This window comes from Enterococcus sp. DIV0086, assembly GCF_050498705.1.
Classification (GTDB): Bacteria; Bacillota; Bacilli; order Lactobacillales; family Enterococcaceae; genus Enterococcus; species Enterococcus faecalis.
Genome location: NZ_JBNIDN010000001.1, coordinates 2,393,314 through 2,418,647, shown reverse-complemented (window position 1 = coordinate 2,418,647; position 25,334 = coordinate 2,393,314). Strand labels below are relative to the sequence as shown.

The 25,334-nt window shown below is 37.3% G+C and carries 25 protein-coding genes and 1 pseudogene; 9 read left to right on the top strand and 17 right to left on the bottom strand.

What is annotated here, in order from left to right:
• Positions 1 to 119: 119 nt before the first annotated feature.
• Positions 120 to 1,946, top strand: a complete 1,827-nt coding sequence (locus tag IGI63_RS11775) for a M3 family oligoendopeptidase (RefSeq protein WP_002390495.1) — start codon at positions 120 to 122, stop codon at positions 1,944 to 1,946.
• Positions 1,947 to 1,970: 24 nt separating this feature from the next.
• Here IGI63_RS11775 and IGI63_RS11770 read toward each other — a convergent pair whose 3' ends face one another.
• From IGI63_RS11770 to IGI63_RS11735, 8 genes are all read right to left on the bottom strand, one after another.
• On the bottom strand, positions 1,971 to 3,311 hold the full coding sequence (locus IGI63_RS11770) for an MATE family efflux transporter (protein WP_141426313.1): 1,341 nt from the start codon (positions 3,309 to 3,311) through the stop codon (positions 1,971 to 1,973).
• A 174-nt stretch (positions 3,312 to 3,485) separates the two neighbouring features.
• Positions 3,486 to 4,136 (bottom strand): uracil-DNA glycosylase, encoded by a 651-nt coding sequence (locus IGI63_RS11765; protein WP_048941054.1) that lies wholly within the window; start codon positions 4,134 to 4,136, stop codon positions 3,486 to 3,488.
• 87 nt (positions 4,137 to 4,223) lie between these two features.
• Positions 4,224 to 5,624, bottom strand: coding sequence for a M24 family metallopeptidase (locus IGI63_RS11760; RefSeq protein WP_429975834.1), 1,401 nt, complete (start codon positions 5,622 to 5,624; stop codon positions 4,224 to 4,226).
• Positions 5,625 to 5,636: 12 nt separating this feature from the next.
• Positions 5,637 to 6,398 (bottom strand): DeoR/GlpR family DNA-binding transcription regulator, encoded by a 762-nt coding sequence (locus IGI63_RS11755; protein ID WP_095725467.1) that lies wholly within the window; start codon positions 6,396 to 6,398, stop codon positions 5,637 to 5,639.
• Between the two features lie 130 nt (positions 6,399 to 6,528).
• Positions 6,529 to 7,374 (bottom strand): VOC family protein, encoded by an 846-nt coding sequence (locus IGI63_RS11750; RefSeq protein WP_002358647.1) that lies wholly within the window; start codon positions 7,372 to 7,374, stop codon positions 6,529 to 6,531.
• Positions 7,375 to 7,416: 42 nt separating this feature from the next.
• Positions 7,417 to 8,013 carry a nitroreductase family protein gene (locus tag IGI63_RS11745; RefSeq protein ID WP_002355475.1) on the bottom strand — a complete coding sequence of 199 codons (597 nt, stop codon included), beginning with the start codon at positions 8,011 to 8,013 and terminating at the stop codon, positions 7,417 to 7,419.
• Positions 8,014 to 8,183: 170 nt separating this feature from the next.
• Entirely contained in the window at positions 8,184 to 9,119 is a 936-nt protein-coding gene (locus IGI63_RS11740) for a LacI family DNA-binding transcriptional regulator (protein WP_002355472.1), read from the bottom strand.
• A 4-nt stretch (positions 9,120 to 9,123) separates the two neighbouring features.
• Positions 9,124 to 9,408, bottom strand: a complete 285-nt coding sequence (locus IGI63_RS11735; RefSeq protein WP_002364844.1) for a hypothetical protein — start codon at positions 9,406 to 9,408, stop codon at positions 9,124 to 9,126.
• Positions 9,409 to 9,522: 114 nt separating this feature from the next.
• Here IGI63_RS11735 and IGI63_RS11730 point away from each other — a divergent pair, with 114 nt between their 5' ends.
• Both IGI63_RS11730 and IGI63_RS11725 read left to right on the top strand, forming a co-directional pair.
• Positions 9,523 to 9,858, top strand: coding sequence for a hypothetical protein (locus IGI63_RS11730; protein WP_002355470.1), 336 nt, complete (start codon positions 9,523 to 9,525; stop codon positions 9,856 to 9,858).
• A gap of 182 nt (positions 9,859 to 10,040) precedes the next feature.
• Positions 10,041 to 10,895 carry a M48 family metallopeptidase gene (locus IGI63_RS11725; protein ID WP_002384882.1) on the top strand — a complete coding sequence of 285 codons (855 nt, stop codon included), beginning with the start codon at positions 10,041 to 10,043 and terminating at the stop codon, positions 10,893 to 10,895.
• A gap of 70 nt (positions 10,896 to 10,965) precedes the next feature.
• Here the strand turns inward: IGI63_RS11725 and IGI63_RS11720 are convergent, their stop codons facing one another.
• Positions 10,966 to 11,979, bottom strand: a complete 1,014-nt coding sequence (locus tag IGI63_RS11720) for a lipoate--protein ligase (RefSeq protein ID WP_002389569.1) — start codon at positions 11,977 to 11,979, stop codon at positions 10,966 to 10,968.
• A 186-nt stretch (positions 11,980 to 12,165) separates the two neighbouring features.
• Positions 12,166 to 12,783 carry a nitroreductase family protein gene (locus IGI63_RS11715; protein WP_033594544.1) on the bottom strand — a complete coding sequence of 206 codons (618 nt, stop codon included), beginning with the start codon at positions 12,781 to 12,783 and terminating at the stop codon, positions 12,166 to 12,168.
• 111 nt (positions 12,784 to 12,894) lie between these two features.
• Between IGI63_RS11715 and IGI63_RS11710 the strand changes: the two genes are divergently transcribed.
• Positions 12,895 to 13,242 (top strand): winged helix-turn-helix transcriptional regulator, encoded by a 348-nt coding sequence (locus IGI63_RS11710; protein WP_002355464.1) that lies wholly within the window; start codon positions 12,895 to 12,897, stop codon positions 13,240 to 13,242.
• 13 nt (positions 13,243 to 13,255) lie between these two features.
• Here the strand turns inward: IGI63_RS11710 and IGI63_RS11705 are convergent, their stop codons facing one another.
• Entirely contained in the window at positions 13,256 to 14,215 is a 960-nt protein-coding gene (locus tag IGI63_RS11705; protein ID WP_429975833.1) for a GDP-mannose 4,6-dehydratase, read from the bottom strand.
• 20 nt (positions 14,216 to 14,235) lie between these two features.
• Positions 14,236 to 15,204, bottom strand: a complete 969-nt coding sequence (locus IGI63_RS11700; RefSeq protein WP_002355462.1) for a TDT family transporter — start codon at positions 15,202 to 15,204, stop codon at positions 14,236 to 14,238.
• A 141-nt stretch (positions 15,205 to 15,345) separates the two neighbouring features.
• Between IGI63_RS11700 and IGI63_RS11695 the strand changes: the two genes are divergently transcribed.
• Entirely contained in the window at positions 15,346 to 16,173 is an 828-nt protein-coding gene (locus tag IGI63_RS11695; protein WP_002355461.1) for a LysR family transcriptional regulator, read from the top strand.
• A gap of 46 nt (positions 16,174 to 16,219) precedes the next feature.
• On the opposite strand, the gene IGI63_RS11690 is transcribed toward IGI63_RS11695, so the two are convergent.
• On the bottom strand, positions 16,220 to 16,630 hold the full coding sequence (locus IGI63_RS11690; protein ID WP_429975832.1) for a DUF4809 family protein: 411 nt from the start codon (positions 16,628 to 16,630) through the stop codon (positions 16,220 to 16,222).
• A gap of 15 nt (positions 16,631 to 16,645) precedes the next feature.
• Positions 16,646 to 17,008 carry a DUF4809 family protein gene (locus IGI63_RS11685; RefSeq protein WP_002361220.1) on the bottom strand — a complete coding sequence of 121 codons (363 nt, stop codon included), beginning with the start codon at positions 17,006 to 17,008 and terminating at the stop codon, positions 16,646 to 16,648.
• A 167-nt stretch (positions 17,009 to 17,175) separates the two neighbouring features.
• Between IGI63_RS11685 and IGI63_RS11680 the strand changes: the two genes are divergently transcribed.
• From IGI63_RS11680 to IGI63_RS11665, 4 genes and pseudogenes are all read left to right on the top strand, one after another.
• Complete coding sequence (locus tag IGI63_RS11680; protein ID WP_002358635.1) at positions 17,176 to 18,129, top strand: L-lactate dehydrogenase; 954 nt, start codon at positions 17,176 to 17,178, stop codon at positions 18,127 to 18,129.
• A gap of 131 nt (positions 18,130 to 18,260) precedes the next feature.
• Positions 18,261 to 18,767 carry a phosphatidylglycerophosphatase A family protein gene (locus tag IGI63_RS11675; protein WP_002355457.1) on the top strand — a complete coding sequence of 169 codons (507 nt, stop codon included), beginning with the start codon at positions 18,261 to 18,263 and terminating at the stop codon, positions 18,765 to 18,767.
• 150 nt (positions 18,768 to 18,917) lie between these two features.
• Positions 18,918 to 19,367 (top strand): YehR family lipoprotein, encoded by a 450-nt coding sequence (locus IGI63_RS11670; RefSeq protein ID WP_002355456.1) that lies wholly within the window; start codon positions 18,918 to 18,920, stop codon positions 19,365 to 19,367.
• A gap of 76 nt (positions 19,368 to 19,443) precedes the next feature.
• Positions 19,444 to 20,846 (top strand): annotated as a pseudogene (locus tag IGI63_RS11665) (IS3 family transposase).
• Between the two features lie 88 nt (positions 20,847 to 20,934).
• Here IGI63_RS11665 and IGI63_RS11660 read toward each other — a convergent pair.
• The 3 genes from IGI63_RS11660 to tyrP form a co-directional block, all read right to left on the bottom strand.
• Complete coding sequence (locus IGI63_RS11660) at positions 20,935 to 21,837, bottom strand: hypothetical protein (RefSeq protein WP_429975831.1); 903 nt, start codon at positions 21,835 to 21,837, stop codon at positions 20,935 to 20,937.
• A 356-nt stretch (positions 21,838 to 22,193) separates the two neighbouring features.
• On the bottom strand, positions 22,194 to 23,600 hold the full coding sequence (nhaC, locus tag IGI63_RS11655) for a Na+/H+ antiporter NhaC (protein WP_002363118.1): 1,407 nt from the start codon (positions 23,598 to 23,600) through the stop codon (positions 22,194 to 22,196).
• A gap of 124 nt (positions 23,601 to 23,724) precedes the next feature.
• Positions 23,725 to 25,143, bottom strand: a complete 1,419-nt coding sequence (gene tyrP, locus IGI63_RS11650; protein WP_002355453.1) for a tyrosine-tyramine antiporter — start codon at positions 25,141 to 25,143, stop codon at positions 23,725 to 23,727.
• Between the last annotated feature and the right edge of the window lie 191 nt (positions 25,144 to 25,334).

Sequence of the window (25,334 nt, the reverse complement as noted above, 5' to 3'; positions counted from 1 at the left end):
CTTTTCTTGGTTTCAAGTTGCCCCGTGACTGCCACGGAAAATTCTTTTTTATTATAGTCGGTTTCGAGGGAAAAAGAAACAACTTCTCTTAGGTCTTATGATATACTGAAAAGAAAAAAATGAAAGAAGGATTGGATATGACCTATTCTATTACATGGGATTTAGACAGTATTTTCCCCAATGGGAGCGAGTCAAAAGAACTTAGCCAACGAATGACTCAATTAACCGAACAGACAAAAGAGTACCATCAATTAATCACAGAATGGACACCAGAAAGTGCCCAAGGCAAAGAACAATTTGCTGAAATTTTAACGTTACAAGGGAAAATCTCAAATGGCTTTTCACAATGTAATAGTTTTTTAACTGCTTTAATTTCTGCTAATACTAATGATACCAAGGCCAAAATTTTATCAGGCGATTTATACAATCTGTTGCCAGCGATTCAATTAGCTGAAACCATTTTTACTAAAAAAATCACCGAGATTTCAGCAGAACATTGGCAAGACCTGTTAGCCGAAGAACCGTTTAAAACAATGGCTTTTCGCTTAAATGAATTACGACGTGATGGAAAAAAACTGCTTTCCGAACAAGAAGAAAATATCATCAATACGCTTTCTCTAGATGGGTTAAATGCTTGGAGTACACATTACGATACGATTGTTGCTTCCATTGTGATTCCTTTTGAAGAAAAAGATGGCTCTGTGACAGAACTATCTGCAGGCCAAGCCTTTAACCGCATGATGGGAGATCCTGACAAAGAGGTTCGTCAACGTTTGTTTACAGCCTGGGAGAAAGCTTGGAGTGGCAAAGCTTCAATTTTAGCAGACACCCTAAATCACTTGGATGGGTTCCGTTTATCTGATTACAAATTGCATGGCACTACAGATTATTTAGAAAATCCCTTAAACTATAATCGAATGAGTCAAGAAACATTAACGGTTATGTGGGAAACCATCCAAAAAAATAAACAACCATTCGTCGACTTTCTAACGCGCAAAGCGCAATTATTCGGTAAAGAAAAAATGGATTGGCAAGACCAAGATGCACCAATTATTTTAGGTGATTTAGAAGAAAAAACGTATTCCTTTGATCAAGCCGCTGCCTTTATTTTAGAAAATTTCCGTAAATTCAGTCCGAAAATGGCCGATTTTGCCCAAATGGCTTTTGAAAAAAGTTGGATTGAAGCTGAAGATCGTCCAGGCAAACGTCCTGGGGGTTATTGTACAGAATTACCTGAAACACAAGAGTCGCGTATTTTCATGACCTTTGGCAATTCAATCAACGAAGTAGCTACTTTAGCCCATGAATTAGGTCACGCTTTCCATAGTAGCGTGATGTGGGATTTACCTTCATTGAATCGAGAGTATGCCATGAACGTAGCAGAAACGGCTAGTACCTTTGCAGAATTGATTGTTGCTGACGCCACCTTAAAAGAGGCCAAATCAGACGTTGAAAAGATTAACCTTTTAGACACAAAAATGCAAAATGCCATTGCTATGTTTATGAACATTCATGCGCGTTTTATCTTTGAAAATAATTTTTATCAAGCGCGCCAAAAAGGTTTAGTAGCGGAAGAAGATATTACTGAATTAATGTTAGCGGCGCAAAAAGAAAGCTACAAAGATAGTCTTGGCAGTTATCATCCTCATTTCTGGGCGAGCAAATTGCACTTCTTTATTGATGATGTGCCTTTCTATAATTTCCCATATACTTTTGGCTATCTATTCAGCATGGGTATCTATGCGTATGCCAATCAACAAGGCAGCTCTTTTGAAGACCAATACATTGCGTTATTAAGAGACACTGCTTCGATGACAAGCGAAGAATTAGCGAAAAAACATTTAAATGTTGACTTAACAAAACCTGATTTCTGGCAAGCCGGCATTGATCAAGTCCTAAAAGATGTGGAACAATTCATGACTTTAACTGAAAACTATGTAAACTAAGCAAAAAAGAAGCAGTAACCAACATCAGGTTACTGCTTCTCTTTTTTTCAAATAGTTTCGATACGCAAGGTAGCCCACAAGCATTAGTCCAAACGTAACAAATTCAACTACGGGCATGGCTAACCAAACACCGGTTAATCCTAGTAATTTCACCAAAATAAATAAAACTGGCACAATTAAAAAGAATCCACGCAAAGAGGAAATCATTAGCGCCATTTTCGGTTTACGAACTGCCGAAAAGTAATAAATCCCCATAAAATTCAATCCTGTAAACAAGAAGGAAATCGCATATAAGCGGATGGCTGTCCTAGCAATTTGCGCCAACTGGTCGTTCCCTTCGCTATTAAAGACCTCAATAATTTGTCCCGTAAACACTTGACTGATTAAAAAAAACAGGAAGCCGGCAACCAAGTACGTAATAAAGCTAAGTTTAACAAATTTACGCAACACCTTCGTTTCCCCTAAACCATAGTATCGGCTGAGTAATGGTTGCGCCCCTTGCCCAATCCCTGTAAAAATGGCAATCACAATAATATTGAGGTTGGCAACAATCGCATAAGCTGAAATCGCCACATGACCAACTAAGTTTAACAAAACAATATTAAATAAAAACATGACAAAGGCCGAAGAAAATTCATTTAAAAAGGAGGAAAAACCAATCGACATAATTTCTCGAACATCCTGAAATTTCACTTTAAACTTTTCAAAACGTAAAACTCGTTGCGGCGACCACTTATGCAACGTAATCAGGATTAAGCTTGTTAACGGTGACATCACCGTTGCAATGGCCGCACCTGCCATACCCCACCCAAATTGATAAATAAAGACATAATCCAAAATAATGTTGACAATTCCCCCACTGACAAAAGCAATCGTTGCCAAACGAGGATTATGGTCATTTCTTAAAAAAGTAATCAGGCAATTGTTTAAAATAAATAATAATGAACAGCTAAGGTAAATCATATAATATTCCTTTGCCAAACCAAACAAGACACCGGTCCCCTGAAGCCCCCGAATAATTTGATCGGAAAAAATCAAGCTCACTAAAGTAAAGAAACTCCCTATAACGAAAACTAACCCAATCGTTAAACTAAAATACTGATTGGCTTTTTTGATTTCTTTTTGCGCAACCGTTGTCGAAAACAACGTAGCGCCGCCAACGCCAAACATCCAACCTAATCCATTAATAATATTAACGAGTGGTAAGACAATGTTAAGCCCCGCCAACGCCTCGGTGCCGATTCCATTTGCAATGAAAAATGTGTCCGCCAAAATAAAAATTGATTGCGCCGCCATACTTAAAATTCCTAACAGAACATTTTTATAAAACAACGCAGTAAAATGGTTTTGCTGTGTTTGCTCCATACCCAAATCTCCTTCTAACAAAAAAAGGACTCATTCTTTTTGCTTCAAGGCTTACGCAAAAATCAGAATCCTTCAATTATTCAACCCAGCGATTAAATAATCTGTCTATTTATTGATACTTCTAGGGTAGCATTCTCTCTTCGAAAAAACAACCATCCTTTTATTTTTCTCATTTTAAACTTTCTTAAGCAGTTGCAGTTGTTTTTGAACCACTTGCCAATCTTCTTTCACGACTTCTTTTAAACGATAATTATAAAAGACAGCCGCTGGATGGAAGAGTGGAATGATTTGATAGGTTTTCTGCGTCCAATGATAATTTTGTGATTGCTCATCAAATGTTTGAATGGGCGACTGAATGACCGTTCCGTGCACTGCAGTGATTGTTGGCTTTGGTCCTAAAAGTCGTTGCAACCCAATATTCCCCAGTGTCAAAATTAGTTCAGGTTGGCAAACAGCGATTTCCCAATCAAGCAAAGGCGCAAAAATTTTGATTTCTTCTTTGGTTGGGGTTCGATTAGGAAATTTGGTTACTCTTTCTCCCGTTTTTGCAATCTGCTTCGTTTTTACAGAAAAAGGCCGACTCCTAACCGCACTGGTGATATACACCGTTTCACGACTTAAGCCAATTTGTTGTAATTGTTCCATCAACAATTGACCTGAACGACCAATAAAAGGCACATTTTCTTTAATTTCTTCTTTTCCAGGGGCTTCCCCAATCAACATCACTTTTGGCTGTTGCGGGCCTTGGCCTTCCACAAACCCTTCTAATGGTAAGTCTTTCGCTTTAGCTAAAACTGCTTGTTTCAGATGTTCAGGATAATGCATTTACCATCACGCCTCTCTTCTGGTGTTCTTCCTTCGCTATATTGATTATAAATAAGGCCCAAAAGAAACTCAAAAAAAGGGACCTACTCATTTAGGAGCTGGTTTTTCTACACACAAAGCTTTGTCTTTAGCTAAATAAAAAGGCCGTAAGTAACCAACTAAATTAGACATTGGTAAAACCTCCGTTGGTAAGTCAATCTTCAATGTCTCTTTTAAATAGGCTTTGCGTGTCGCAATCCGTTGCCACATGTCTGGATAAGTTTGCTGAATCTCTTTTTGCAATGTTTCATCAGCCAAAGCCACACATTCTTCTGCACTCACCCCTGTATAACCAGGTACAGAAGGAATAATATCCACTTGAAAGAGCATGCCACTTTCCAAGCGAATGGCTGAATCTGGATAAATAGGCGACGACATCCATTCATCATCCGAAACTAAATGCCCAGGATTCAAATGCCAGTGATAGATTTCTTTTGGTAACTGTTCTTCAATCGCTTGGTACATTTCTCGTCCTAACAGTCCGATTCGAATGGTTTCAAGCCAGTGAACGACAGCTTGAAAATAGGGTTTTGCTACGCGCTCTAAATAATCACGTTGCGCTTCTGGCAATTGCTGCTCGTTTTCAATAACAAAACCTGTTCGGCTAGACAAGCCGCCTTTGTAGCCTGTAGTTAATGATAAGGCATCACCTAACTGAATTTCTTTGGCAGTCGGATACATGTTTGCATATTCAAAACGTTGACCAGTTGCCGCAATGGTTACTACCGTCGGCGTTTGACCTTCATCATTTAACAAAGCCCCAATGTCCGTTTCACGCTGTCCTACTTCAATTGCATTTAAGGCCTTTAACATACTGCGAGAAGCCAAATTCGCCCCATATTCATAGTGCGCCAATTCGTTAGCATTATTTGTTGTGCGGGCCCCCTTTGCTCCAATCAATAAGTGGGTCCCATTTAGTAAACGAGCTTCTTTCGGCAGCGCTTTTTTCAGTGCTTCGACAATAAAATATGGCACATCAAACATAGTAGCAGGTTCTTGCTGTTGTGTCGTAAACATTTTCCACCCAACGATACCTATTTTTTGAGCAGTTTCATCGAGAAGCGTTTCAAAAATCTGCGACAACTTTTGTTCCCCAGCCATTGGTTGATTAGGTAGCGAAAAAGCTGGATAATGAATTAAATCGGCTGAGATGCGGGCATGTTGGCACAGTTTTAAATTTTCATTGCCTAAAATAAGTGTCGTCGCACCATCCTTATTTAACACAAGGAGTCCTTCTTCAAACCTCGGAATAAAGCCAGTTAAGTATTCAAAATTACTGCCATGCTCTTTGTCTGCATAGAAGACCAATTGATCGAATTTTTCTGTTTCCATTCGTTGTAATACTTTCTGCTTACGCGCCATCATCGTTTCATTCGTCAAATACGTTGGAAAAACATTCTCAAAAACAGTAGGTTCAGCAATATGTGTATAATTAATTTTTCGCTTCATTATTATCCTCCATTATTCATCTGCGACAATCAACGTTACGCCTGCTTGCGCTAACTGCTCACAGAATTTTTCATCAGGTCGTGTATCTGTCACTAAACAATCAATTTCTGTTAATTCGCAAATTTTAAATAAACCCGTTTTGTTTAATTTCGTTTGGTCTGCTAAGGCAATGACTTGTTTGCCTTGTTGAATCATTCGCCGTTTGACTTGACCTTCTTCTTCTGTGTGAATAAATAATCCTTGTTCAGATAACGCAAACACACCTAATAATGTATAGTCGGGGGCAAATTCCCCAACCTTAGCGACTGTTTCTGCCCCAAACAAAAAGAGTTGTTGTTTATGCAGTTGCCCAGGTAATACTGTAATTTTTGTCTGATCCATTTGCGCTAGAAGTAGCGCATGACTGAGAGAGTTCGTGATCGCGTGAATCGGACTATTTTCCATCGCTCGAATAGCTGCTTCCACCGTGGTTGATGAATCAAAAAAAATGGACGCTTGTTTGGGAATGGTTGCCCAAACTTTTTGGGCAATCGCTTGTTTTTTCTCTGGATGCTTCATTATTCGTTGAGCATAATCGTAAATAGTTGCTTCAGACTGAACTGAGATAGCGCCACCGTGCGTTCTCTTTAAATGTCCTTCCTTTTCTAAACGAATTAAATCTCGCCGAATAGTATCTTTTGAAACGGAGACTTGCTCCGCTAACGCTTCCATGGAAATACTTTTTTGTTCATTCACTATTTTTTGAATCTTGGCTAAACGTTCTTCAATCAACATGCTTCCTCACCTCTTCTAAGTAAAGATAGCACCTTTTGCATAATTTTGCAAATAAATGCAAAACAATGCAAAAAAAAGACAAAAAAACTAGTCCTTCATTTTCTAACGAAGGGCTAGTTTGAGAGTGGTTTTAATAGGTAAATTGAATAATCATGCCGCTAGGATCTTCTAACGCAAGTAAATGATCTTTGGCAATAAAATGTAACTTTGCTTCTTCCGCATTGGCTTGGACTATCTCTAAATCTGCCGCAGTTGGTAAACGGAAGGTGTAATTTTCTAAGCCAAATTGATTTTCTTGAATCGTTGGCAGCTGTTTGCCGCTCCATGTATTTGTCCCAATATGATGATGGTACTGACCCGCTGCAAAAAACTTCGCTTGTTGACCAAAGTTAGACTTTAAGCCAAACCCTAAGTTTTTATAGAACGTTTCAGTGGCATCTAAATCGGCCACTTTCAAATGAATGTGCCCAATTTTAGAACCTTCGGAAATTCCTAGCCAGTGACCGTCAGCTTCTGCAGCTAAACTATCACCGTCTAATTCTTCTGTCACACCGATAATTTCACCATTTGGACGAATATCCCAGACTTCTTCTGGTTTATCCCAATAAATTTCGATGCCATTATTTTCTGGATCACTTAAGTAAAGGGCTTCACTATAGCCATGATCTGCTGCGCCAATTTGCACATTTTCCTGCAAAAGCCACAGCAACATATTGCCTAAATCTTTGCGAGTTGGTAGCAGGAAAGCAATATGGTACAAGCCAGTGGTACCCTGATTTTCTTCCCCAGCTGTTAGTTCTTTTAAGACAAGAATTGCATCGTTGGTGCCTTGTGGTGCTAGCCAAGCACGTCCCTCTCCTTGTTTTAAAAGTTTTAAGCCAATTGTTTTCGTATAAAAGTTTACCATTTTATCTAAATCAGCCACTTTCAAAGTGACTTGTTGAATCCCAATATTACTTGGTAATGCTTGAACCATTTGCTTTCACTCCTCTCCTCTTCATTTTACTAAAGCAATGATTTAGTTGAATTCTTTAAAACGAGCACTATCTTCCATGTATTCTTTTTCGCCAGCTGGCGCTTCAATGGAACCAATGACCATTTGTGCACGTAAATTCCAGTTTGCAGGAATTGACCATTCTGCAGCAACCGCTTCGTCAATGACTGGGTTGTAGTGTTGTAAGTTTGCGCCGATATTTTCTTGCGCTAAGGCAGTCCAAACGTTCGCTTGTGTTAAACCAGTTGCTTGTTCAGACCAAACAGGGAAGTTATCCGCATATAATGGGAAGCTATCTTGTAAGTTTTTCACGATATCTGTATCTTCAAAGAATAAAATTGTGCCCGCACCAGCTGCAAAACCTTGTAATTTAGCTTGTGTGTTTGGAAATGCTTCTGCTGGAGTTAATGGTTTTAAGGCATCTTCAGTCATTGCCCATAATTTTTTGTGAGCATCGCCGAATAAGAACACAACACGTTGTGTTTGAGAGTTAAAAGCTGTTGGACTTTCTCTAACAACTTCTTTTACTAAAGCAGTTACTTCTTCTTTTGAAATTGGTAAGTTTTCTCCTAAAGCATAGATTGAACGACGGTTTTTCATCATTTCAGTAAATTTTGACATAATATGTTCATCCTTTCGAATTTCCTCAGTAAATTCATTTAATTTTGTTTACATGCTTACTATACTACCTTACTAAAAGTAAGTAAAGCTTTTTGTCTTACTTTTTGTAAGTTTTTTTATTTTTTAGTGAAAAACCTTATTCTACCAAAGAAAAAACAACCAGCTTTTTTCTAAGAAAAAGAAAAATCTGGTTGTCGATTAATAAATGTAGAAGTCAATTGAATCGTTTTCGGCCGTTTTTCTTGAAATAAGTGTGTGGCTTTTTCCCCTAATTCCATTAATGGATGACAGATTGTTGAAAAATTTAAAATTTCACTTAATAAAGTTTGCTCCTGTCCCACTAAAAAGAGTGGTCTTTCAATAACGGCTTGAATCCCTGCAGCAATTTCATCACCGTTGGTCACAACCGCTTGGAGCGTTGGATCTTGCCCACAGTGTCGTCCTACTTCACACCCATCTTCATAGGTTAAACAGTCCTTAAATAACCGATTTTCAGGAATCACTCCATAAATTTCCTGATATGCGTCAACTAAATAGCGTGCGCTTGTACTTTTTTCTGGTGCACGGTTAATCGTAATTGCCACTTCACTACATCCTTGTTGTTTCAACGCTTGGAAAACCCGCCGATAAACGGTTAAACGATCGATATAGATACTAGCATAACTAGGGTCTTCTATTTTTTCACAAAAAACAACTTGCTCTTTATACGGAGCAAACACACTTAAAGGATTTGCCTTTGACAAAACAATCATGCCATCAAACGCACCCGTGGCCATTTTTTCCAAGTAACTTTTTTCAACTTCTTTATCATAATCCGTTGGTAATAAACTGACCATCATCCCTTGCTGAAATGCTTGGTGGATAATCCCACTTAAAATAGCATCAAAATAAGGTTGATTCGTATAAGGAACCATGACACCTAATGTATTACTTTTCCCAAAGCTAAGATTTCTCGCTAATATATTGGGCTTATAGCCCAACTCATCGATAATTGCTTGGATTTTCAGTCGTTTTTCTTCAGAAACATACGGATGATGATTAATCACACGCGAAACAGTCGTGACTGAAGATCCTGAAAGGCGCGCAATTTCTCGAATTGTTGTCATACTTTCACCCCATTACTTTACAAAATTGAGTTAAATAAGGCACAATCCCTGTCCCGTAATCAACAAAACGATAAAAGGTCTCCTGCCAAGCAAAAGAAATTTCCTGAATATCCTCCTGCTGTGTCAAGTGCCACTCCGTTATCTGATGGTACGGAATTTCTTGATGCCAAATCTTATAGTATTTTTTGGGACTATTTAACTGCAGACTTTTGGCCGTCGTAGTCACCGAGACAAAATAGTAATCCATACCAAGTCTATCGCTTATCTCCACTATAACATTCATTTTCATGCCCTCCAATATTTTGATACACATAGCTTACCTTATGAAACGCGTACCAGAGCAAGAGGAAAAATAAAAAAAGTGAGACCATGTTATACTAGATGTATCATATAAAAGCAAAGGATGAGTGCAATGGAAACTGTTACAGTAGCAACAAAAAGCGACTTACTAACAAATTTGAACAAGCAAACAGATGAAATCATTATCTCGGGGGCACTTGCACAAGAAATTTACCACTTAAAAAAACAACAATTAACCGAAACGGAAGAAATGGGCTTTTTAGTGGGCAGCCAAGGTGCTGGCTCATTTTTAACCTATTTAATCGAGAAGTTATCCTATATAAATTCGGAGCTATCGCCAGAAGAACAAAAAATTGAACATGCGATTTTGCGTTTGTATGTTATTAAAAAATTAACTCCAGAAACTACTTTATTACGTCTAAAACAGTTAGATTATTAAAATTTTATTTAATCAAGATAGACCAATTCCCCGCGTACAACGAGTCCCTTTCATTAATCACTTGATATAATTACCTTTATTCAAGTTCCCACCATTGTCATTATCGATTAACCAATGGTATATTAGAAGTAACAGATAAGTCATTTTATTTGAAAAAGTGTTTGGGAAATGTTTGGGGAGGAATGTTTATGTGTCAACCGCAGGAAAAAAAGAAAGAAATTTCTGTTGCTAAGTTACGTTATCGTTTTGAATTACCAATGATTATCATTGGTTTTGTTTTATTGTTTTTAGCATTGGGGTTAGTTGCTTTATTGATATTGAGTGATTTGCCGATTCCTGACTGGTTATTAATTGTCTTAATTGCACCAATTGCGCCAGTCATTGCTTTTTTTACCATTCGTTATATGTACATGGATACTGCTTCTAACGGAGTGGAAATTACAGAAAATCAGTTACCAGAAATTTATTCTTTATATATTGATTTGGCAAAAGAAATGGGCTTTGGCACTAAAAAATTAAGGATGCCACGTCTTTATTTAATCAACGGGAATGGTGTCTTAAACGCTTTTGCGGCAAAATGCTCTTTACACAGACGCTATGTTGTCATTCACAGTGATTTGTTGGACATCGCGTACAATACAGGCGATTTTTCGCTGATTCGCTTTATTTTGGCACACGAGCTAGGACACCATAAATGTGGGCACACTAATTTATGGCGGCTAATGTTATCCATTATTTTGAAACCAGTTGCGTTAGATAAAAGTTTTACAAGAACGCAAGAATATACCGCTGATCGCGCAGGTTTATACTACGCAGAAGAAGGTGCTTTAAGCATGATTTATTTATTTTCAGGAAAATATATGGGCAGTCGTGTGGATTTAGAAGAATACTTTCACAGTATTGATTTACATGATGATACCATCTGGCTTAAATTGAGTAACTTCTTATCCGATCATCCTGTTGGCTTCCGTCGAATGCAAACATTGAAAAAAGCCAAAGATACTGGCAATTGGGACGTTCATGGAAAATTTTTCTAGCAAGAGCCAACCATCATTAAATAAACGTGCTGGGACAAAAGATTCTTTAACTTTTGTCCCAGCACGTTTATTAATCCACCAATAAATGAACAAATTCTTCTTTGGTGATATTTACAAAGTAGTCTTCAAAGTTAAACGCTGCTAATGCTTGCCAAATTGATGAATACTGATAGTCCACACCTAATAAAGCTGCAACGATTTCCGCTGTTTCTTTTTTGGCAAAGTAATCACCATAAATCGTTAACTCAATTATTTTACCTTTTTCAACAGTCAAACGTGCATCCACAATGCCGCCTTTAAACTTTTCTTCTTTTTTGATCGTAAATTTAGGCGCTTCACCAAAAATCCAAGCTTCATTGCCATACACTTCAGCGACCAATTTCCTAATTTCCTGCTGATCTGCTTTGGTTAGGACATATTCTTTCTCCGCAATTTCAGTTAGAGATTCGACATCAAAGAGCTCCATCAGTAAACGATTGCGAAATTCCTCAATGGTTAATTGTTGATATTTTTCGTCTAAGTACGGCCGTAAATTGGTTACGCGTCCCCGAACAGATTTTGTCCCTTTTGATTCAATTTTTTTCTTAGAAACAGTTAAAACACGTTGAACTTCTGCCAAATCAACATCATACATCAAGGTACCATGAGTATACATCTTCCCCTTTTTTGTATACATGGCATTGCCAGAAAATTTTTTCCCATCAATTAATAAATCATTGCGACCGCTAATCTCGGCCCCCGTTGCGCCCATTTTATGTAATGCTTCAATAATTGGTTTAGTGAACGCTTTAAAATCCCCAAAAGCTTGGTGTCCTTCCTGAACAACAAAACTAAAGCTGACATTCCCGAGATCATCATAAACAGCACCACCGCCCGATAAACGGCGAGTAATAACGATTCCCTTCTCTCTAGCATAAGCTAAGTCAATTTCTTCATAAGCATTTTGATTTCGGCCTAAAATAACACAGGGTTCCTGAATATAGAACAATACTAAGGGCTCTTCAAAAGAGAGAGTGTTTAATAGATAATCTTCCGTTGCTAAATTTTCACGAATATCTCGTGACTGCATTATGACATAACGCATAAGGTCGCCCCACTTCTTTTTCTTCTAGTGTATCACTTTCTTTCAAAATTGGTTCACTAAACGTCTTCTCTGGCCATTCTCAAAAGCGGATGATCAACAAAAAAAGAACGTGGGACAACAATCACTTTGGATGTTTGTTCCACGCTCAAAATCTAATAAACAGCAATTGCAGAACTGTTTAGCTTTTTAATCTAACCAAGTTACTACTTCTGAAACATCTCGTCGGACTGTTTCAAAGCCGGGTGTTTGAGCTTTGCCAATCGGAATAATCAGTCCGTTCACTAAATGATCCTCAATATTAAATAACTTGCGAACCGCTTCTGTTTCAAAACCAGACATCGCCACAGTGTCATAGCCTCGATCTTTTGCAGAAAGCATCAGCTGCATTGCAACTAAGCCTTGGTCTAACATTAGCCACTCTCTTTTTTGTTCTTCGCTAACATCATAGTACCAAGAAACATTTTCATTAATTCCTTGACGAATTTCTTCCGTCATCGTTCCTTGTGCGACAGCTTTAGCACTGACTTCATCTGCATTGGCCACTGTATAAGCAGTCAAATCACCTAATAAAATAATCACCGCCGCTGCCCCTTTAACTGCTGGTTGTTGCATCGAAACTTCGTAAAGGGCTTCTTTTTGTTCTTTTTCTGTGACAATTAAAAAACGCCATGAATTTAAATTGGTACTATTTGGCGCGAACATCGCTTCCTCAATTATGGCCATTAATTCCTCTTTAGGAATCTCAACATCTGGCATAAAATCCCGAACTGAGCGGCGGCTGCGAACAACATCTTGATACATCATATTTCTTCTTCCTTCCTCTTGCCTTACTTGACATAGTTATTATTACTCACTATGATGGAGAAAAAAAGTACGCACTTTTTATTCACCTAGGAAGAAAAAAGTAACCATTACGTGTCACAAGGAGAAACTATGACAACTGATAAACAAACCAGTATCAACTTAGCCCTTTCCACCATTAACGGCAAATGGAAATTATCATTAATGGATGAATTATTCCAAGGAACCAAGCGCAACGGTGAATTGATGCGTGCGCTCGACGGAATCACTCAGCGCGTCCTGACAGATCGCTTGAGAGAAATGGAAAAAGATGGCTTAGTCCATCGAGAATCCTTTAACGAACTACCCCCGCGTGTGGAATATACGCTCACTCCGGAAGGATATGCTCTTTACGATGCCCTCTCTTCACTTTGCCATTGGGGCGAAACATTTGCACAAAAAAAGGCGAGACTTAACAAATAAGTCTCGTCTTTTTTTATCTATTTTGGGTATTATGGGTAAACTTAAGATATTTTTGAAGTCCTTCTCGAATTGAATAAACGGGCGAAAAACCTAAGCCTTTCAAAGCAGAACTATCTGAAAGAGAATATTTTATATCGCCATTTCGTTCCTTTTGATAAGAAACTGGCAAAGAAAGTCCCACTAATTGGTTCATTTCTTCAATTAATTGATTAAGGGAAATGGCAACTTCGGTACCCACATTATAAACATGTCCCAACGCTTCACTTTTGGTTGCTACTAAATTTAATGCAGTTAGGACATCCTCAATGTAGATAAAGTCACGTGTTTGCTGACCATCTCCAAATATTTGAAATTGGCTCGCTTGCCCTTGTTCTAACTGGATATAACGATCCATCAAAATGGACAGGACACCAGAATAGGGTGAAGCAGGATTTTGATTGGGACCATAGACGTTAAAGAAGCGAACTGCGCTCGTGGGTACCCCGTGTAAATGGTATTCATTGAGAACATAACGTTCAGCAGCAAACTTATCAATAGCATAGGGACTCAAAGGGCAAATCACCGAAGTTTCTCTTTTAGGCAACGTTGGCTCTGCACCGTAAACGGCTGCCGACGAAGCAAAAACAAAACGTTTGAGCTTTTTTTGATATTTTTTTATTGATTCCAGTATTTTCAATACACTTAAAAAATTGACCTCGTGGGTCTCTAGAGGCTGTGCCACAGAACTTGCCACGCTTGCCACGGCCGCAAGATGAAAGATATACTCAAACGAATGCTTTGAAAGTACTTCGTCCAATAATTGCTGATCCGTCACACTTCCTTTAATAAAAACCAACTGCTCAGTTTGTTGCAAATTTGACACTCGCCCCATGGACAAATCATCAATCACAAAAACTTGATACTGTTGACTATAAAAATTAGCCAAATTAGAACCAATAAAGCCAGCTCCTCCAGTAATTAATAGTTTCTTCACCTCTTTGCTTCCTCTCTTTTTTAATTTAATTCCACTTTTTTCGTGTTATTTTCTCTTTGGAATAAAAAAATGCAATATCGAATGAACACATAACTTACAATAGCCACAGCTAATAAGAGTTCAAAAGTAGACAAAATATTTAACAGACTCGTTAGGCCTACCTTTTCTGCAAATAAAGGTTTAACTTTGACTAATGCTGTCGCAGAAATCACTAATGGGAATGTAAAGGCAGCATAACTTGGATAGAATGTCACTTGCATAATTTTATATAGATTCACTACTACAATCCCATAAATACATTGAGATAAAATTAGCAAGAAAACAACTAATGGCATATACAAATGACCACCCATTGAAATATAGCCAGCTAAACATAACGAACCTGGCGCTGTCATAATCGTCAATAAAGGAATGGTCGATTCAGGCATTTCTTTCGACTTCGTAATTCTCTTGATTAAAATTGGTAACAAGAGTAAATAAAAGAACAACGCTACCCAAAAAACAATTTTTCCCAACTCATTGATAAACAATTGAGAAGTATTAGGAATAACGCCAATGCCGACAAACGTAATAAACCAGCTTGGATAAATATGTTCCAGTTCGATTTTTGTTGGAAAAATATGCACCGCTACAAAATAAATCATTAAAATAAAATGTAAAATCACTGCGCCAATCCACAACACATTAATCCAAGCAGCATTGGTAAATATCCGATCTAAGAAAACACAGATAACCATTAAAGCCATTGTAAATGTTGGTGATACCGAAGCAATAATTGGATCATCTAAGGTGCTTAATGCATGTTTCATTGTAAAAATAATTTTTAAAATAACTAAAATCATTAAGAGACTGCCAAGTACACAATAAATGGTCCCAATTGTTGCATATCCCAAGGAATAAAGTAAATTCCCCAAAGAAACCATCCCTAAAATTAGTCCGCAAATGGGAATCGGGACTTTCCGCAAGAATTTTTTCGCACTTTCTACCATTATGTAGTCACACTCCGTCTTTATTTATTATTATTGATATTAATCAAAAGTATGTTATTATACTAAATGAAATATTTATATTTGTAAAATAAATATTTGCAATACCAACTATTAAGATAGTAAATAGAAAGAGGCGATTTTATGTTCGAATGGATCAAAACATTTATTGCTGTGTATGAAACCAAAAATTTTAGTGCGGCGGCTAAACAATTGTATATTTCTCAGCCAACTGTTTCTTTGCAAATCAAGAAATTAGAGCAACACTTTTCGATCAAGCTGTTCTATCGTAATGGAAAACAATCGGTTATTCCTACCAAAGAAGCTGATTTTTTATATCCAAAAATGCTCTCGATTATTGAAAGCTTAACTACTTCTTTTGCGCAAGCTGCAGAAAAAGAGAATTTTAAAGAAGACTGCATTATAGCCTCTTCAAATACAGTTGCTATTTATTTACTGCCAGATATTATGGAGAGTTTGGTTACCGCTTTTCCACTCATCAACTTTTCGATTCAACTGATGAATTCAAACGAAGTCGTGGATATGGTTCAAAATAATCATGCCCACATTGGACTAATTGAAAAACCCATTGAAACCAAAAATCTACACAAAGAAATTGTTTATGAAGACCAACTAGTTCTAGCAGGAGATGCCGCTTCAAAATTTTGGCTCTTAAGAGAAAAGAACTCTGGCTTACGTTTTTTCAATGAGCTTTATCTCAACGAACACAGCATCAACTTACCAATTATCGAATTAAACAACAACGAAGTCCTGTTACAATTGCTAAAAAATAACATTGGGCAATCAATTGTTTCTCGATTATCTATTTCCGATGAGATCCCTTGGCAACCAATTGATCAGTCCTTTGCTTCTCGAAAAATTTTCATTGTCCAGACCGATCACCATGCCAATACTTCATTCTCTGAAGTTTATAACCGAATCGTTGAAAAAATTCGTGAACGACAAGCCTAAAAAACAGGAGAACGACTTAGCTTTCGCTAAATCGTTTTCCTGTTTTTTATTCATCAGTTTCCTCTACCAATTCAAATTCAAAAGGTTCTAACTCAAATAGTTGGTGTAAAATTTGCTGGGTTTCTTGGAACACTTGTTGTGGCTCTTTAGACAAAAGAGTGCTTTGAATGGTCTGTTTTTTTGATTGAAAAAGAATTCTCGTTTCCTCTTCCTTAAATACAACTTGATGAGTTTCCCTTTCAAACATCGTATATTCTTCGAACATTTCCATAACTAATTTTTGACGAAACCCTTCTTTGAGTGCTAATAAAGTTACTAAATCTGCAACGGTTAGCGTTTCTAACGCAATTGTTTCATCTTCTACATGAACAAGATAATTCGTACACTTCACATTCGGACAGGCATTGCAGCCGCCATTAATCAACTCTGAGGTAGTTGTTATTTTCACCTGTTTCATCTTAATCCTTCTTTCCTACTTTTCGAGAAAAACACAAGGGGTCTCCTCAAAAATATTCAATAAAATATGATTGACTTCTTGAAAGACTTCTTCGTGATTCCGGCATTGTTTTTCCATTACTAAACGCAGATCATTCACAACAAAAGTCAACGTCGTCGCTTGTTGGGAAACATGTATACAACGGTTGCCTTTAACAAAACATTCTGTTTGTTCTTCAATGAATGGTTCTTTTTGATAGCCATATGCTGAAGCGACACATTCCAGGATTTCGTAGATTTCTATTTTTGGAAGTTCATAGCTACAGCTACCGATAACTAGTTGAAAACAGTTCGGCTGTTTTTCATTATTGCTTGCATAATACACTGTTGTCGTTGTCATTTTGCCTCCTTATCTCCTCTATTTTCCTACTCTTATCATAACAAAAAAAGCACGCTTCCCTTATTTAAATTGTTAATAAAGACTATTACAGATTGGTATAACCACACCTAAAAAGTTCGTGATATAATTCACTAAGAAAGAAATATTACAGAAAGAAGAGATGAACGATGAAAGTATTTAACAAAAAAGTCGCAATTATTGGTACTGGTTTTGTTGGCACAAGTATTGCCTATTCCATGATCAACCAAGGGATTGCGAATGAATTAATCTTAGTTGATATTGACAAAGCCAAATCTGAAGGCGAAGCAATTGACTTATTAGATGGTGTGTCTTGGGGTCAAGAAAATGTAAACGTCTGGGCTGGCGACTATCAAGACTGCCAAGATGCCGATATCGTCGTGATTACAGCTGGTGCTAATCAAAAACCTGGGCAAAGTCGTCTAGATTTGGTTTCAATCAATGCAGAAATTATGAAAACAATTGTTAACAATATCATGAAATCTGGTTTTGATGGAATTTTAGTGATTGCCTCAAATCCTGTCGATGTACTGACTTATGTGGCTTGGCAAGCTTCTGGTTTACCTGTTTCAAGAGTAATTGGAACTGGTACAACTTTGGACACAACTCGTTTCCGCAAAGAACTGTCTCAACGTTTAGCGATTGATCCACGCAATGTTCACGGCTATATTATTGGCGAACACGGGGATTCTGAAGTGGCTGTCTGGTCTCATACCATGATTGGTACCAAACCTATTTTAGAAATTGTGGATACGACAGAGCGCTTAACTAGTGACGATTTACCAATCATTTCTGATAAAGTGAAAAATACAGCTTATGAAATTATCGATCGCAAACAAGCGACCTATTATGGGATTGGTATGAGTACTGCACGCATTGTTAAAGCCATTTTAAATAATGAACAAGCTATTTTACCTGTCTCAGCTTACTTAGATGGGCAATATGGGCAACAAGATGTATTTACAGGGATTCCTGCAGTCGTTGGCAATCAAGGTGTGACTGACATTATTGAATTGAATCTGAATGCCGCTGAAAAAGAACTCTTCCAAAAATCAGTGACACAATTAAAACAAGTGATGGCATCGTTACAACCGAACGCTTAGTAATTTTTAACTAAAAATAACACTTCAACTAAATTATTCTCTACCAAAATAGATTCTAATTCCCCTTTATCGTTCTTTTTGGTACCATGAAAGAAGAACTTCAACTAAAGCAGAAATTAGGAGGACAAAAAATGGTAATCCAAGGAGATACGTTAGAAAATAGCGCACGTCGTTTATTGCAAGAACGTGGCGTAACAATGAATGATTTAGCTGAACTTGTGTTATTTTTACAAAAAGATTATATTGACAATTTAACATTAGATACTTGTTTAGAAAGTGTTGATGCCGTGTTAACAAAGCGTGAAGTACACAACGCGATTATTACAGGTGTCCAACTGGATATTCTGGCGGAAGAAAACAAGCTACTTTCACCGTTACAAGAAATTTTAACGGAAGATGAAGGGCTTTATGGCATTGATGAAATTATGGCGCTCTCCATTGTAAATGTTTATGGATCTATCGGTTTTACGAACTATGGGTATATCGACAAGGTAAAACCAGGCATTTTAAAAGAGTTAAATGCGCATGATGGCGAACATGTCCACACATTCTTGGATGATATCGTAGGTGCAATTGCGGCTGCGGCAGCCAGTCGATTGGCTCACTCACAACCAGATTTAAGTGATATTACTAAATAAAAAAACTTGCCTCTTCATTTTTATGAGAAGAGGCAAGTTTTTTTATTTAGTTTTATTTGCTGGACTTCTCACAAGCTTTCTACTTAACAGTAATTATTTGCCGTGTTATGTTACAGTCAAGAATAAACAGCTAAAGGAGGTTATCTAGAAATGAAAAAGTTTTTACGCGTATTTTTAATTTTTATTGGGGTATTCTTTCTTGCAAGTTGCGGTTCAAAAATAGAGACAAAAACCTTTGTAGGTTCGCCACAAGATGGGATTGATTCCACCTTAACCTATACGTACCAAGGAGATAAAGTCTTAACGCAAACGGCTAAAAACATTGTTTCTTATGACAAATTGGGAATTACAAAAGAAGAGGCAAAAACAGCGTTGGAACCCGTTTCTAAACAATATGAGGACATCAAAGGGCTTGATTACAAACTGACCTATGAGGACAAACAAGCCATCGAAAAATTGACGATTAATTATGAAAAACTTGATTATGATAAAGCCAAAAAAGTGGATGGTATCCAGATTGATGGAGATTCTTCTAAGGGAATCAGCATGAAGAAAAGCCAAGAATTGGTGGAGTCACAAGGTTATACAGAACAAAAATAATAAAAGAAAGCATGCGACAATGTGAGCCGACCCCCAAAAGTTAGACCTAGAAATCTAACTTTTGGAGGTTTTTTGTATGGCAAAATACAGTTTTGAATTTAAACTTAAACTTGTTCATGACTACTTATCTGGTCAAGGAGGTCTAAGGTTTCTCGCAAAGAAGTATGGGTTTAAAGATAGTTCTCAAATAAGCAAATGGATAAATGCCTATAAAGAACTTGGTGAAGAAGGCCTACTTCGCAGTCGAAAAAATAAGAATTACTCTGTTCAATTTAAGCTAGATGCGATAGAGTTATATTTAACAACAGAGTTGTCCTATCAAGAAGTAGCTAATCTTCTAAAAATGAACAATCCATCATTGATTGCGAATTGGTTTAGAACGTATCAGAAGTTTGGTATAGAGGGACTCTCTAAACAGAAAGGACGTCCACCTACCATGTCTAAAAAGAAACGAAATGAACCCCAACCACTACCAAGTGAACGATCTCAAGTAGAGAAACTAGAAAAAGAAAATAGAATGTTAAAAATTGAGAATGCCTATTTAAAAGAATTGAGGAGACTGCGTTTAGAGGACGAACAAAAAATGAACGAATCGCACGAATCATTCACAGTCTCCGAAGACACTTTCGATTAAAAGATATTTTGGAAACCCTAAGGTTTCCAAAATCTACTTACATGTACTGGCAAAAACGCCTCGACAGAACAGCTTCAACACAAATCATTGAAGAAGAAATTCAAGCGATTCGTAAAAAACATCAACATTATGGCTATAGAAGGATGACCCAAGAATTGAAACGACGTGGATTTCAAGTGAATAAAAAGAAAGTACAGCGATTAATACAAAAGTTAAAGTTACAAGTCAAAGCTTTTACTAAGAAATCCAGAAAATATAATTCCTATAAAGGAATCGTTGGTAAAATCGCTAAAAATTTGATTCGTCGCCGATTTAAAACCTCTGTTCCTCATCAAAAAATTACAACTGATACAACTGAATTTAAGTACTTTGAAGCAGATAACGCAGGCATCTTTCGTCAGAAAAAACTATACTTAGATCCATTTATGGATATGTATAATAGTGAAATTCTAAGCTATAGCCTTTCTACTCAACCAAATGGTAAAACAGTTATGGAAGGTCTGAAAGAAGCAATTTCTCAAACAAATGATTGTCCCTATCGGCGCACCTTTCACTCTGATCAAGGCTGGGCTTATCAAATGAATGTCTATATACAAACATTAAAGGACAACAATATCTTTCAAAGTATGTCTCGAAAAGGAACCTGTTTAGATAATTCTCCTATGGAGAATTTCTTCAGTATCCTAAAACAAGAAGTGTACTATGGAAAAATCTATCAAAGTCAAAATGAATTGATAGAAGCAATTGAGAACTACATTTATTATTACAATCATCACCAAATCAAGGAAAAACTTAACTGGAAAAGCCCAGTAGAATTTCGACAATTCAATCAAAAAACTGCATAAAAATAGAGTGGAAAAATCCACTCTATAAAAAGTCTAACTTTTTGGGGTCACTACAAATGCCCATTGTCGCACGCTTTCTTTTTATTAATTACATTGATGTTGCCATCTTCACTGCTTGAATTGGGTCAAAATGATGAACAGAGTAAACGACTGTACCGGCTTGCCAAACTACTGAGTTGCGATTATAGTCAGTGGTTCCTGCCACGTTCAGCGTGATTTGACCAACGGTATTCGGTGCTGGTAATGTTTCTTGTTCCAAAATATTAACAACATTTTTCGCTAAATCATCAGGCGATTCACCATTGATATTTGAGGCCCGTACGACTAAACTCCAATTGCCTTCTTGCCAAGATAAGTAACTAGAACCTGCCGCCCCTTGTTTATACCCAGTAATATTGTAACCTAAATCTACTGGTTGACCGCCATTGTCAATGATTTGGTTCACTGCATTTTTTGCTTCGGCATCAGAGCCATATGTTTTTTTCTCAAAAGAACTAATTGGCGTTAACTGATTGACACGTGCATCATTCACTGGAATCGCTTCTTTTTCTGCATAATATAAAACACGGAAATTGTTTTGATCCGCTTGTGAAGTTGTCGCTGCAGTTAAAAAGTTATTCGTTTGACTCGTTAAAATTGCCTGCGGTAAGCCTTGACCAGGAAACATGTTTGCTAGCTGGTTAAGCACTTGATTGGCTTGGTCATCTGGATTCGCATTTTTCGCTGGTGATTGCTTCTCTGCTGAGCCATTATTTGCCGCTTCCTTCGTAGAAGAAGCTGTTGCTTTCGAATCAGCTGTTGTTGTTCCTGACGGTTTCGCATCACTAGATTTTGTTGCTGCTTTGCTACTTGATTCTTTTGTACTCTCGACTGTGGTACTTTCCGCAGCACTGGAACGACTATCCGTATTTTCTGTACTTTTTCCGCCGCCACATGCTGCTAAAGCAAGGGTTAAAAGAAAAGCACTAGAAATAAGCCCTATCTTTTTCATAAGAATTCCTCCTTGTTTTCCCTACCCTTATTGTACCTTAATCATGTGTATCCGTCACTTGTTTGTGTTTCGTTCTAAGTTGGTTTAAATAACAGAAAGTGGACGGTAGGATTCGAACCTACACCTCAACATTGAGCAAGAATAAACTACTGTTAGTCTCTATGAGTTTAACACCACGTTCATCCACCTATTTGATTGATCCTTTGTATCATAACTTAGAATAATTAAATTGCCTTTAAGGAGCTTCAAAGATTATATGAAGAATTGTAAAAAATCTGTGACGAAAAAACGATTGAACCAATCAGTAGATACACTGAGGTTCAATCGTAACCAATTGTTTAATTATCTGAAAAAACTCACAATTCAACGTTAGTCCCTGGTGCTTTTTTGTTTTCCCCTTGTTGTTTTTTTAAGAATATCCCCAGAATGACGGTGATAATAGGGCAAAGCAATGGGAAAAAGGCATACGGTAAGTATTCTAGTGCACCAACTTTTAACGTTCCCATAATGAAGGTACCACTAACTCCCCAAGGAATTAACGAGTTGACTGCCGCCCCAGCATCTGCCAAAGTACGAGTTAAATATTTTTTATCAATACCTAAACGAGTAAATGAGGATTTAAATGTTTCCCCTGGTAAAATAATTGACAAATATTGTTCGCCAACTAGTAAGTTAATTCCCACAGAACTTAAGGCAGTTAAAGCGATTAATTTGGCTGGATTATTCACATAGCCTTTAATTTTATCAATTAAAGTAGCCACGATGTTAAACTTAATCAACAAGCCGCCCAAACCTAATGCCAAAATAATCAACGCAGCAGAACCTAACATGCTTTCAATCCCACCACGAGATAAAAGTGTATCAATACTTTGATCCCCTGTATCTGCCACATAACCACTCATTAAGATGGTAGAAACTTTCGCTAAACTTAGGTGATGATCATTTATAAAAGCTAAGATGACCGCCACTGTAGAGCCGACTAGTAACGTTGGAATAGCCGGTACCTTTTTCCAGGCGAATAAGAATAAAACCGCTACTGGCAACAATGTAATCGGTGAAATCCAGAATCCTTGATGTAACGTTTGGACCATTGCATCAACCGATTGTAAATCCGCTGAACCAGATTGATGCCCCAAGAAGATATAGCCGACAATCGAAATAATAAACGCCGGAATAACAGTGTACATCATGTTTAGTATATGTTCAAAAAGGTTCACGCCACCAATTCCAGCAGCTAAGTTTGTTGTATCAGATAACGGTGAAATGTTGTTCCCTAAAAAGGCACCTGAAACAACTGCACCAGCTGTCATCGCATTGTCGAATCCAAGAATATGTCCAATACCTAGAAAGGCAATCCCCATAGTTGAAACAGTCGTAAAGGAGCTCCCTACCGTCACACCAACTAGTGCACAGACCACAAAAACGGTTGGTAAGAAGAACTTCACTGAGATAATTTTAAAACCATAGACCATAATTGTTGGAATCGTCCCAGACAAGATCCAAGTAGCAACTAAGACACCTATCAACAAGAAAATAATAATCGGAATGATCCCTGGTTTGATCCCTTCCACAATGCCCTCGTGGATCTCATCCCAAGAAAATCCTTTCCATTTGCCATAAAGCAACAACAACATGAATACAAAAAGAATCGGTATGTGAGGGGTTAATTTTTGACCAATAATTAAGTACCCGAGAATCGCTAACAAGGCAATCAAAATGCCTAAACTTTCAGCGAACGAAACAGTGGGTTTCGTTGATTTCATATGAAAACCTCCTTTTATGGAAAGCGAAAACTGAAGCAATAATCGAACTTGCTTCAGTTTCCAAACGACAATTTACTATAGTCATCAGGTGAAGAGGCACTCAGCAAAATAATTGCTAGCCTTTTTATTCACCTAAATCTTCTTTTACTTCCGTTGCCCAACTTGCTTTTTTAAAGCGATTAATGATTAACGGAATCACAAACATAACAATAGTGATTAATGCAACTAAGACTGCATCAGTCACGGTTGTTGTACCTAATGTGGCGAAAATAACAATGATAACACTAAAAATTAACATTGCTGCCACTAAATAAGCTAAGCCATTACCTTTTTTACCAATTCGGTAAGGACGTAGTGTATCTGGTTGAGATTTACGTAATTTAATTAGGGAAATCGCAATCAATACATACACAATACTATAAATAATTGTTGTTGCATTTGTTAAAGTTAAGAATACAGCGTTGACATCATCCATTACCCCATAAAGTAAAGCGAATAATGAGATAACCACAGATTGTGTTAACACAACGTTACGAGAAACGCCATATTTATTTTCGCGATGGAAACCAAATTTTGGTGGCAATAAGCCATCACGAGCAACTTGAATAATTGTTTTTGATGGTCCAGTAACCCAAGCAGATAATTGTAATAACACACCTAAGAAGACCATGAAACTAAAGATATTACCAATAATTGTTGGTAAACCTAAAACGTCACAATAAAGCAAAATTGGTTGTGTAATGTTAGACAATTCCATTTTGCCATTTGGAACAATATTAGCAACAAACATTGCATTAATAACGTTTAATAAGACTAAACCAATTAATGAAATGAAAACGCCTTTTGTATAATTTTTTGTTGCATCTTTCAAACGAGGAATATAAACAGAAGACATTTCAATCCCAACAAAGATAAACGCAATCCCTGCTAGATATTTAAATGTGTCCATATTTTCTAAGTTTGGTAAAACTTTTGACCAAGAGAAGGCACCTAAATAGCCGCCAGGTGTTAAGCCTACTTTAATCATTGAAAGAAGACCTAAAACAAACATAACTAATACTGGGATGTAAACACCTAGCCAAACACCAATATTTCCGCCAACTTTCGCCATGTCAAATTTCAAGTTCAAGATTGTAATAATCCAGTAAATCACTAAGATACAACCTAATACGAACCAATGATTTTCACCTAAATGAACATTACCAAATGTATTACCTAGCAAAGGGCCTAATGTAGAAGCAACCATTACCATTCCTGGGAACATTTGCACCCATAGTAACCAAGCGACAACAAAACCCCATTTGCTACCTAAGGCAGTTTTAACCCAAAGTTGAGGGCCACCTTCTTGAGGAAGCATCGTAGATAATTCACCAGATATCAATGCGATTGGACCAGCAAAGAATAAGACCGCGAAAATTGTGTAAGAAATTAATGTCCAACCAACAGCAGCAAGTGTTGGGATACTACGTACAGTTGCACACAATGCCATTGTTAAACCGATAAAAGTACCTAATTCAATTTTTTTAACTTGTTGTTTATCCAATTTTGTACACTCCTTATAAGATTTTGGATAAGGAGCATGAATGACTGTTATACGCTGAGTAAAACAGTCATTCGACTGCCTCTTACCCAGACAAAGAATTGGTTAAGAGGTTAGCCGTCTGGTTGATTTATCTATTGAATAAATCAACCAGACGAACGTTCCCTCGTTCGGTTACCATTTCTTTTTTCCGT

Bases quoted from the DNA above. Each gene is read 5' to 3' on its own strand.
- nhaC (WP_002363118.1), bottom strand. From the start codon at position 23,600: ATGAAATCAACGAAACCCACTGTTTCGTTCGCTGAAAGTTTAGGCATT.
- IGI63_RS11750 (WP_002358647.1), bottom strand. From the start codon at position 7,374: ATGGTTCAAGCATTACCAAGTAATATTGGGATTCAACAAGTCACTTTG.
- IGI63_RS11755 (WP_095725467.1), bottom strand. From the start codon at position 6,398: ATGTTGATTGAAGAACGTTTAGCCAAGATTCAAAAAATAGTGAATGAA.
- IGI63_RS11730 (WP_002355470.1), top strand. From the start codon at position 9,523: ATGAGTGCAATGGAAACTGTTACAGTAGCAACAAAAAGCGACTTACTA.
- IGI63_RS11775 (WP_002390495.1), top strand. From the start codon at position 120: ATGAAAGAAGGATTGGATATGACCTATTCTATTACATGGGATTTAGAC.
- IGI63_RS11700 (WP_002355462.1), bottom strand. From the start codon at position 15,204: ATGGTAGAAAGTGCGAAAAAATTCTTGCGGAAAGTCCCGATTCCCATT.
- IGI63_RS11680 (WP_002358635.1), top strand. From the start codon at position 17,176: ATGAAAGTATTTAACAAAAAAGTCGCAATTATTGGTACTGGTTTTGTT.
- IGI63_RS11720 (WP_002389569.1), bottom strand. From the start codon at position 11,979: ATGCGTTATGTCATAATGCAGTCACGAGATATTCGTGAAAATTTAGCA.
- IGI63_RS11670 (WP_002355456.1), top strand. From the start codon at position 18,918: ATGAAAAAGTTTTTACGCGTATTTTTAATTTTTATTGGGGTATTCTTT.
- IGI63_RS11765 (WP_048941054.1), bottom strand. From the start codon at position 4,136: ATGCATTATCCTGAACATCTGAAACAAGCAGTTTTAGCTAAAGCGAAA.
- IGI63_RS11690 (WP_429975832.1), bottom strand. From the start codon at position 16,630: ATGAAACAGGTGAAAATAACAACTACCTCAGAGTTGATTAATGGCGGC.
- IGI63_RS11695 (WP_002355461.1), top strand. From the start codon at position 15,346: ATGTTCGAATGGATCAAAACATTTATTGCTGTGTATGAAACCAAAAAT.
- IGI63_RS11715 (WP_033594544.1), bottom strand. From the start codon at position 12,783: ATGATGTATCAAGATGTTGTTCGCAGCCGCCGCTCAGTTCGGGATTTT.
- IGI63_RS11685 (WP_002361220.1), bottom strand. From the start codon at position 17,008: ATGACAACGACAACAGTGTATTATGCAAGCAATAATGAAAAACAGCCG.
- IGI63_RS11740 (WP_002355472.1), bottom strand. From the start codon at position 9,119: ATGACAACAATTCGAGAAATTGCGCGCCTTTCAGGATCTTCAGTCACG.
- IGI63_RS11725 (WP_002384882.1), top strand. From the start codon at position 10,041: ATGTTTATGTGTCAACCGCAGGAAAAAAAGAAAGAAATTTCTGTTGCT.
- IGI63_RS11770 (WP_141426313.1), bottom strand. From the start codon at position 3,311: ATGGAGCAAACACAGCAAAACCATTTTACTGCGTTGTTTTATAAAAAT.
- IGI63_RS11660 (WP_429975831.1), bottom strand. From the start codon at position 21,837: ATGAAAAAGATAGGGCTTATTTCTAGTGCTTTTCTTTTAACCCTTGCT.
- IGI63_RS11760 (WP_429975834.1), bottom strand. From the start codon at position 5,624: ATGAAGCGAAAAATTAATTATACACATATTGCTGAACCTACTGTTTTT.
- IGI63_RS11675 (WP_002355457.1), top strand. From the start codon at position 18,261: ATGGTAATCCAAGGAGATACGTTAGAAAATAGCGCACGTCGTTTATTG.
- IGI63_RS11735 (WP_002364844.1), bottom strand. From the start codon at position 9,408: ATGAAAATGAATGTTATAGTGGAGATAAGCGATAGACTTGGTATGGAT.
- IGI63_RS11745 (WP_002355475.1), bottom strand. From the start codon at position 8,013: ATGTCAAAATTTACTGAAATGATGAAAAACCGTCGTTCAATCTATGCT.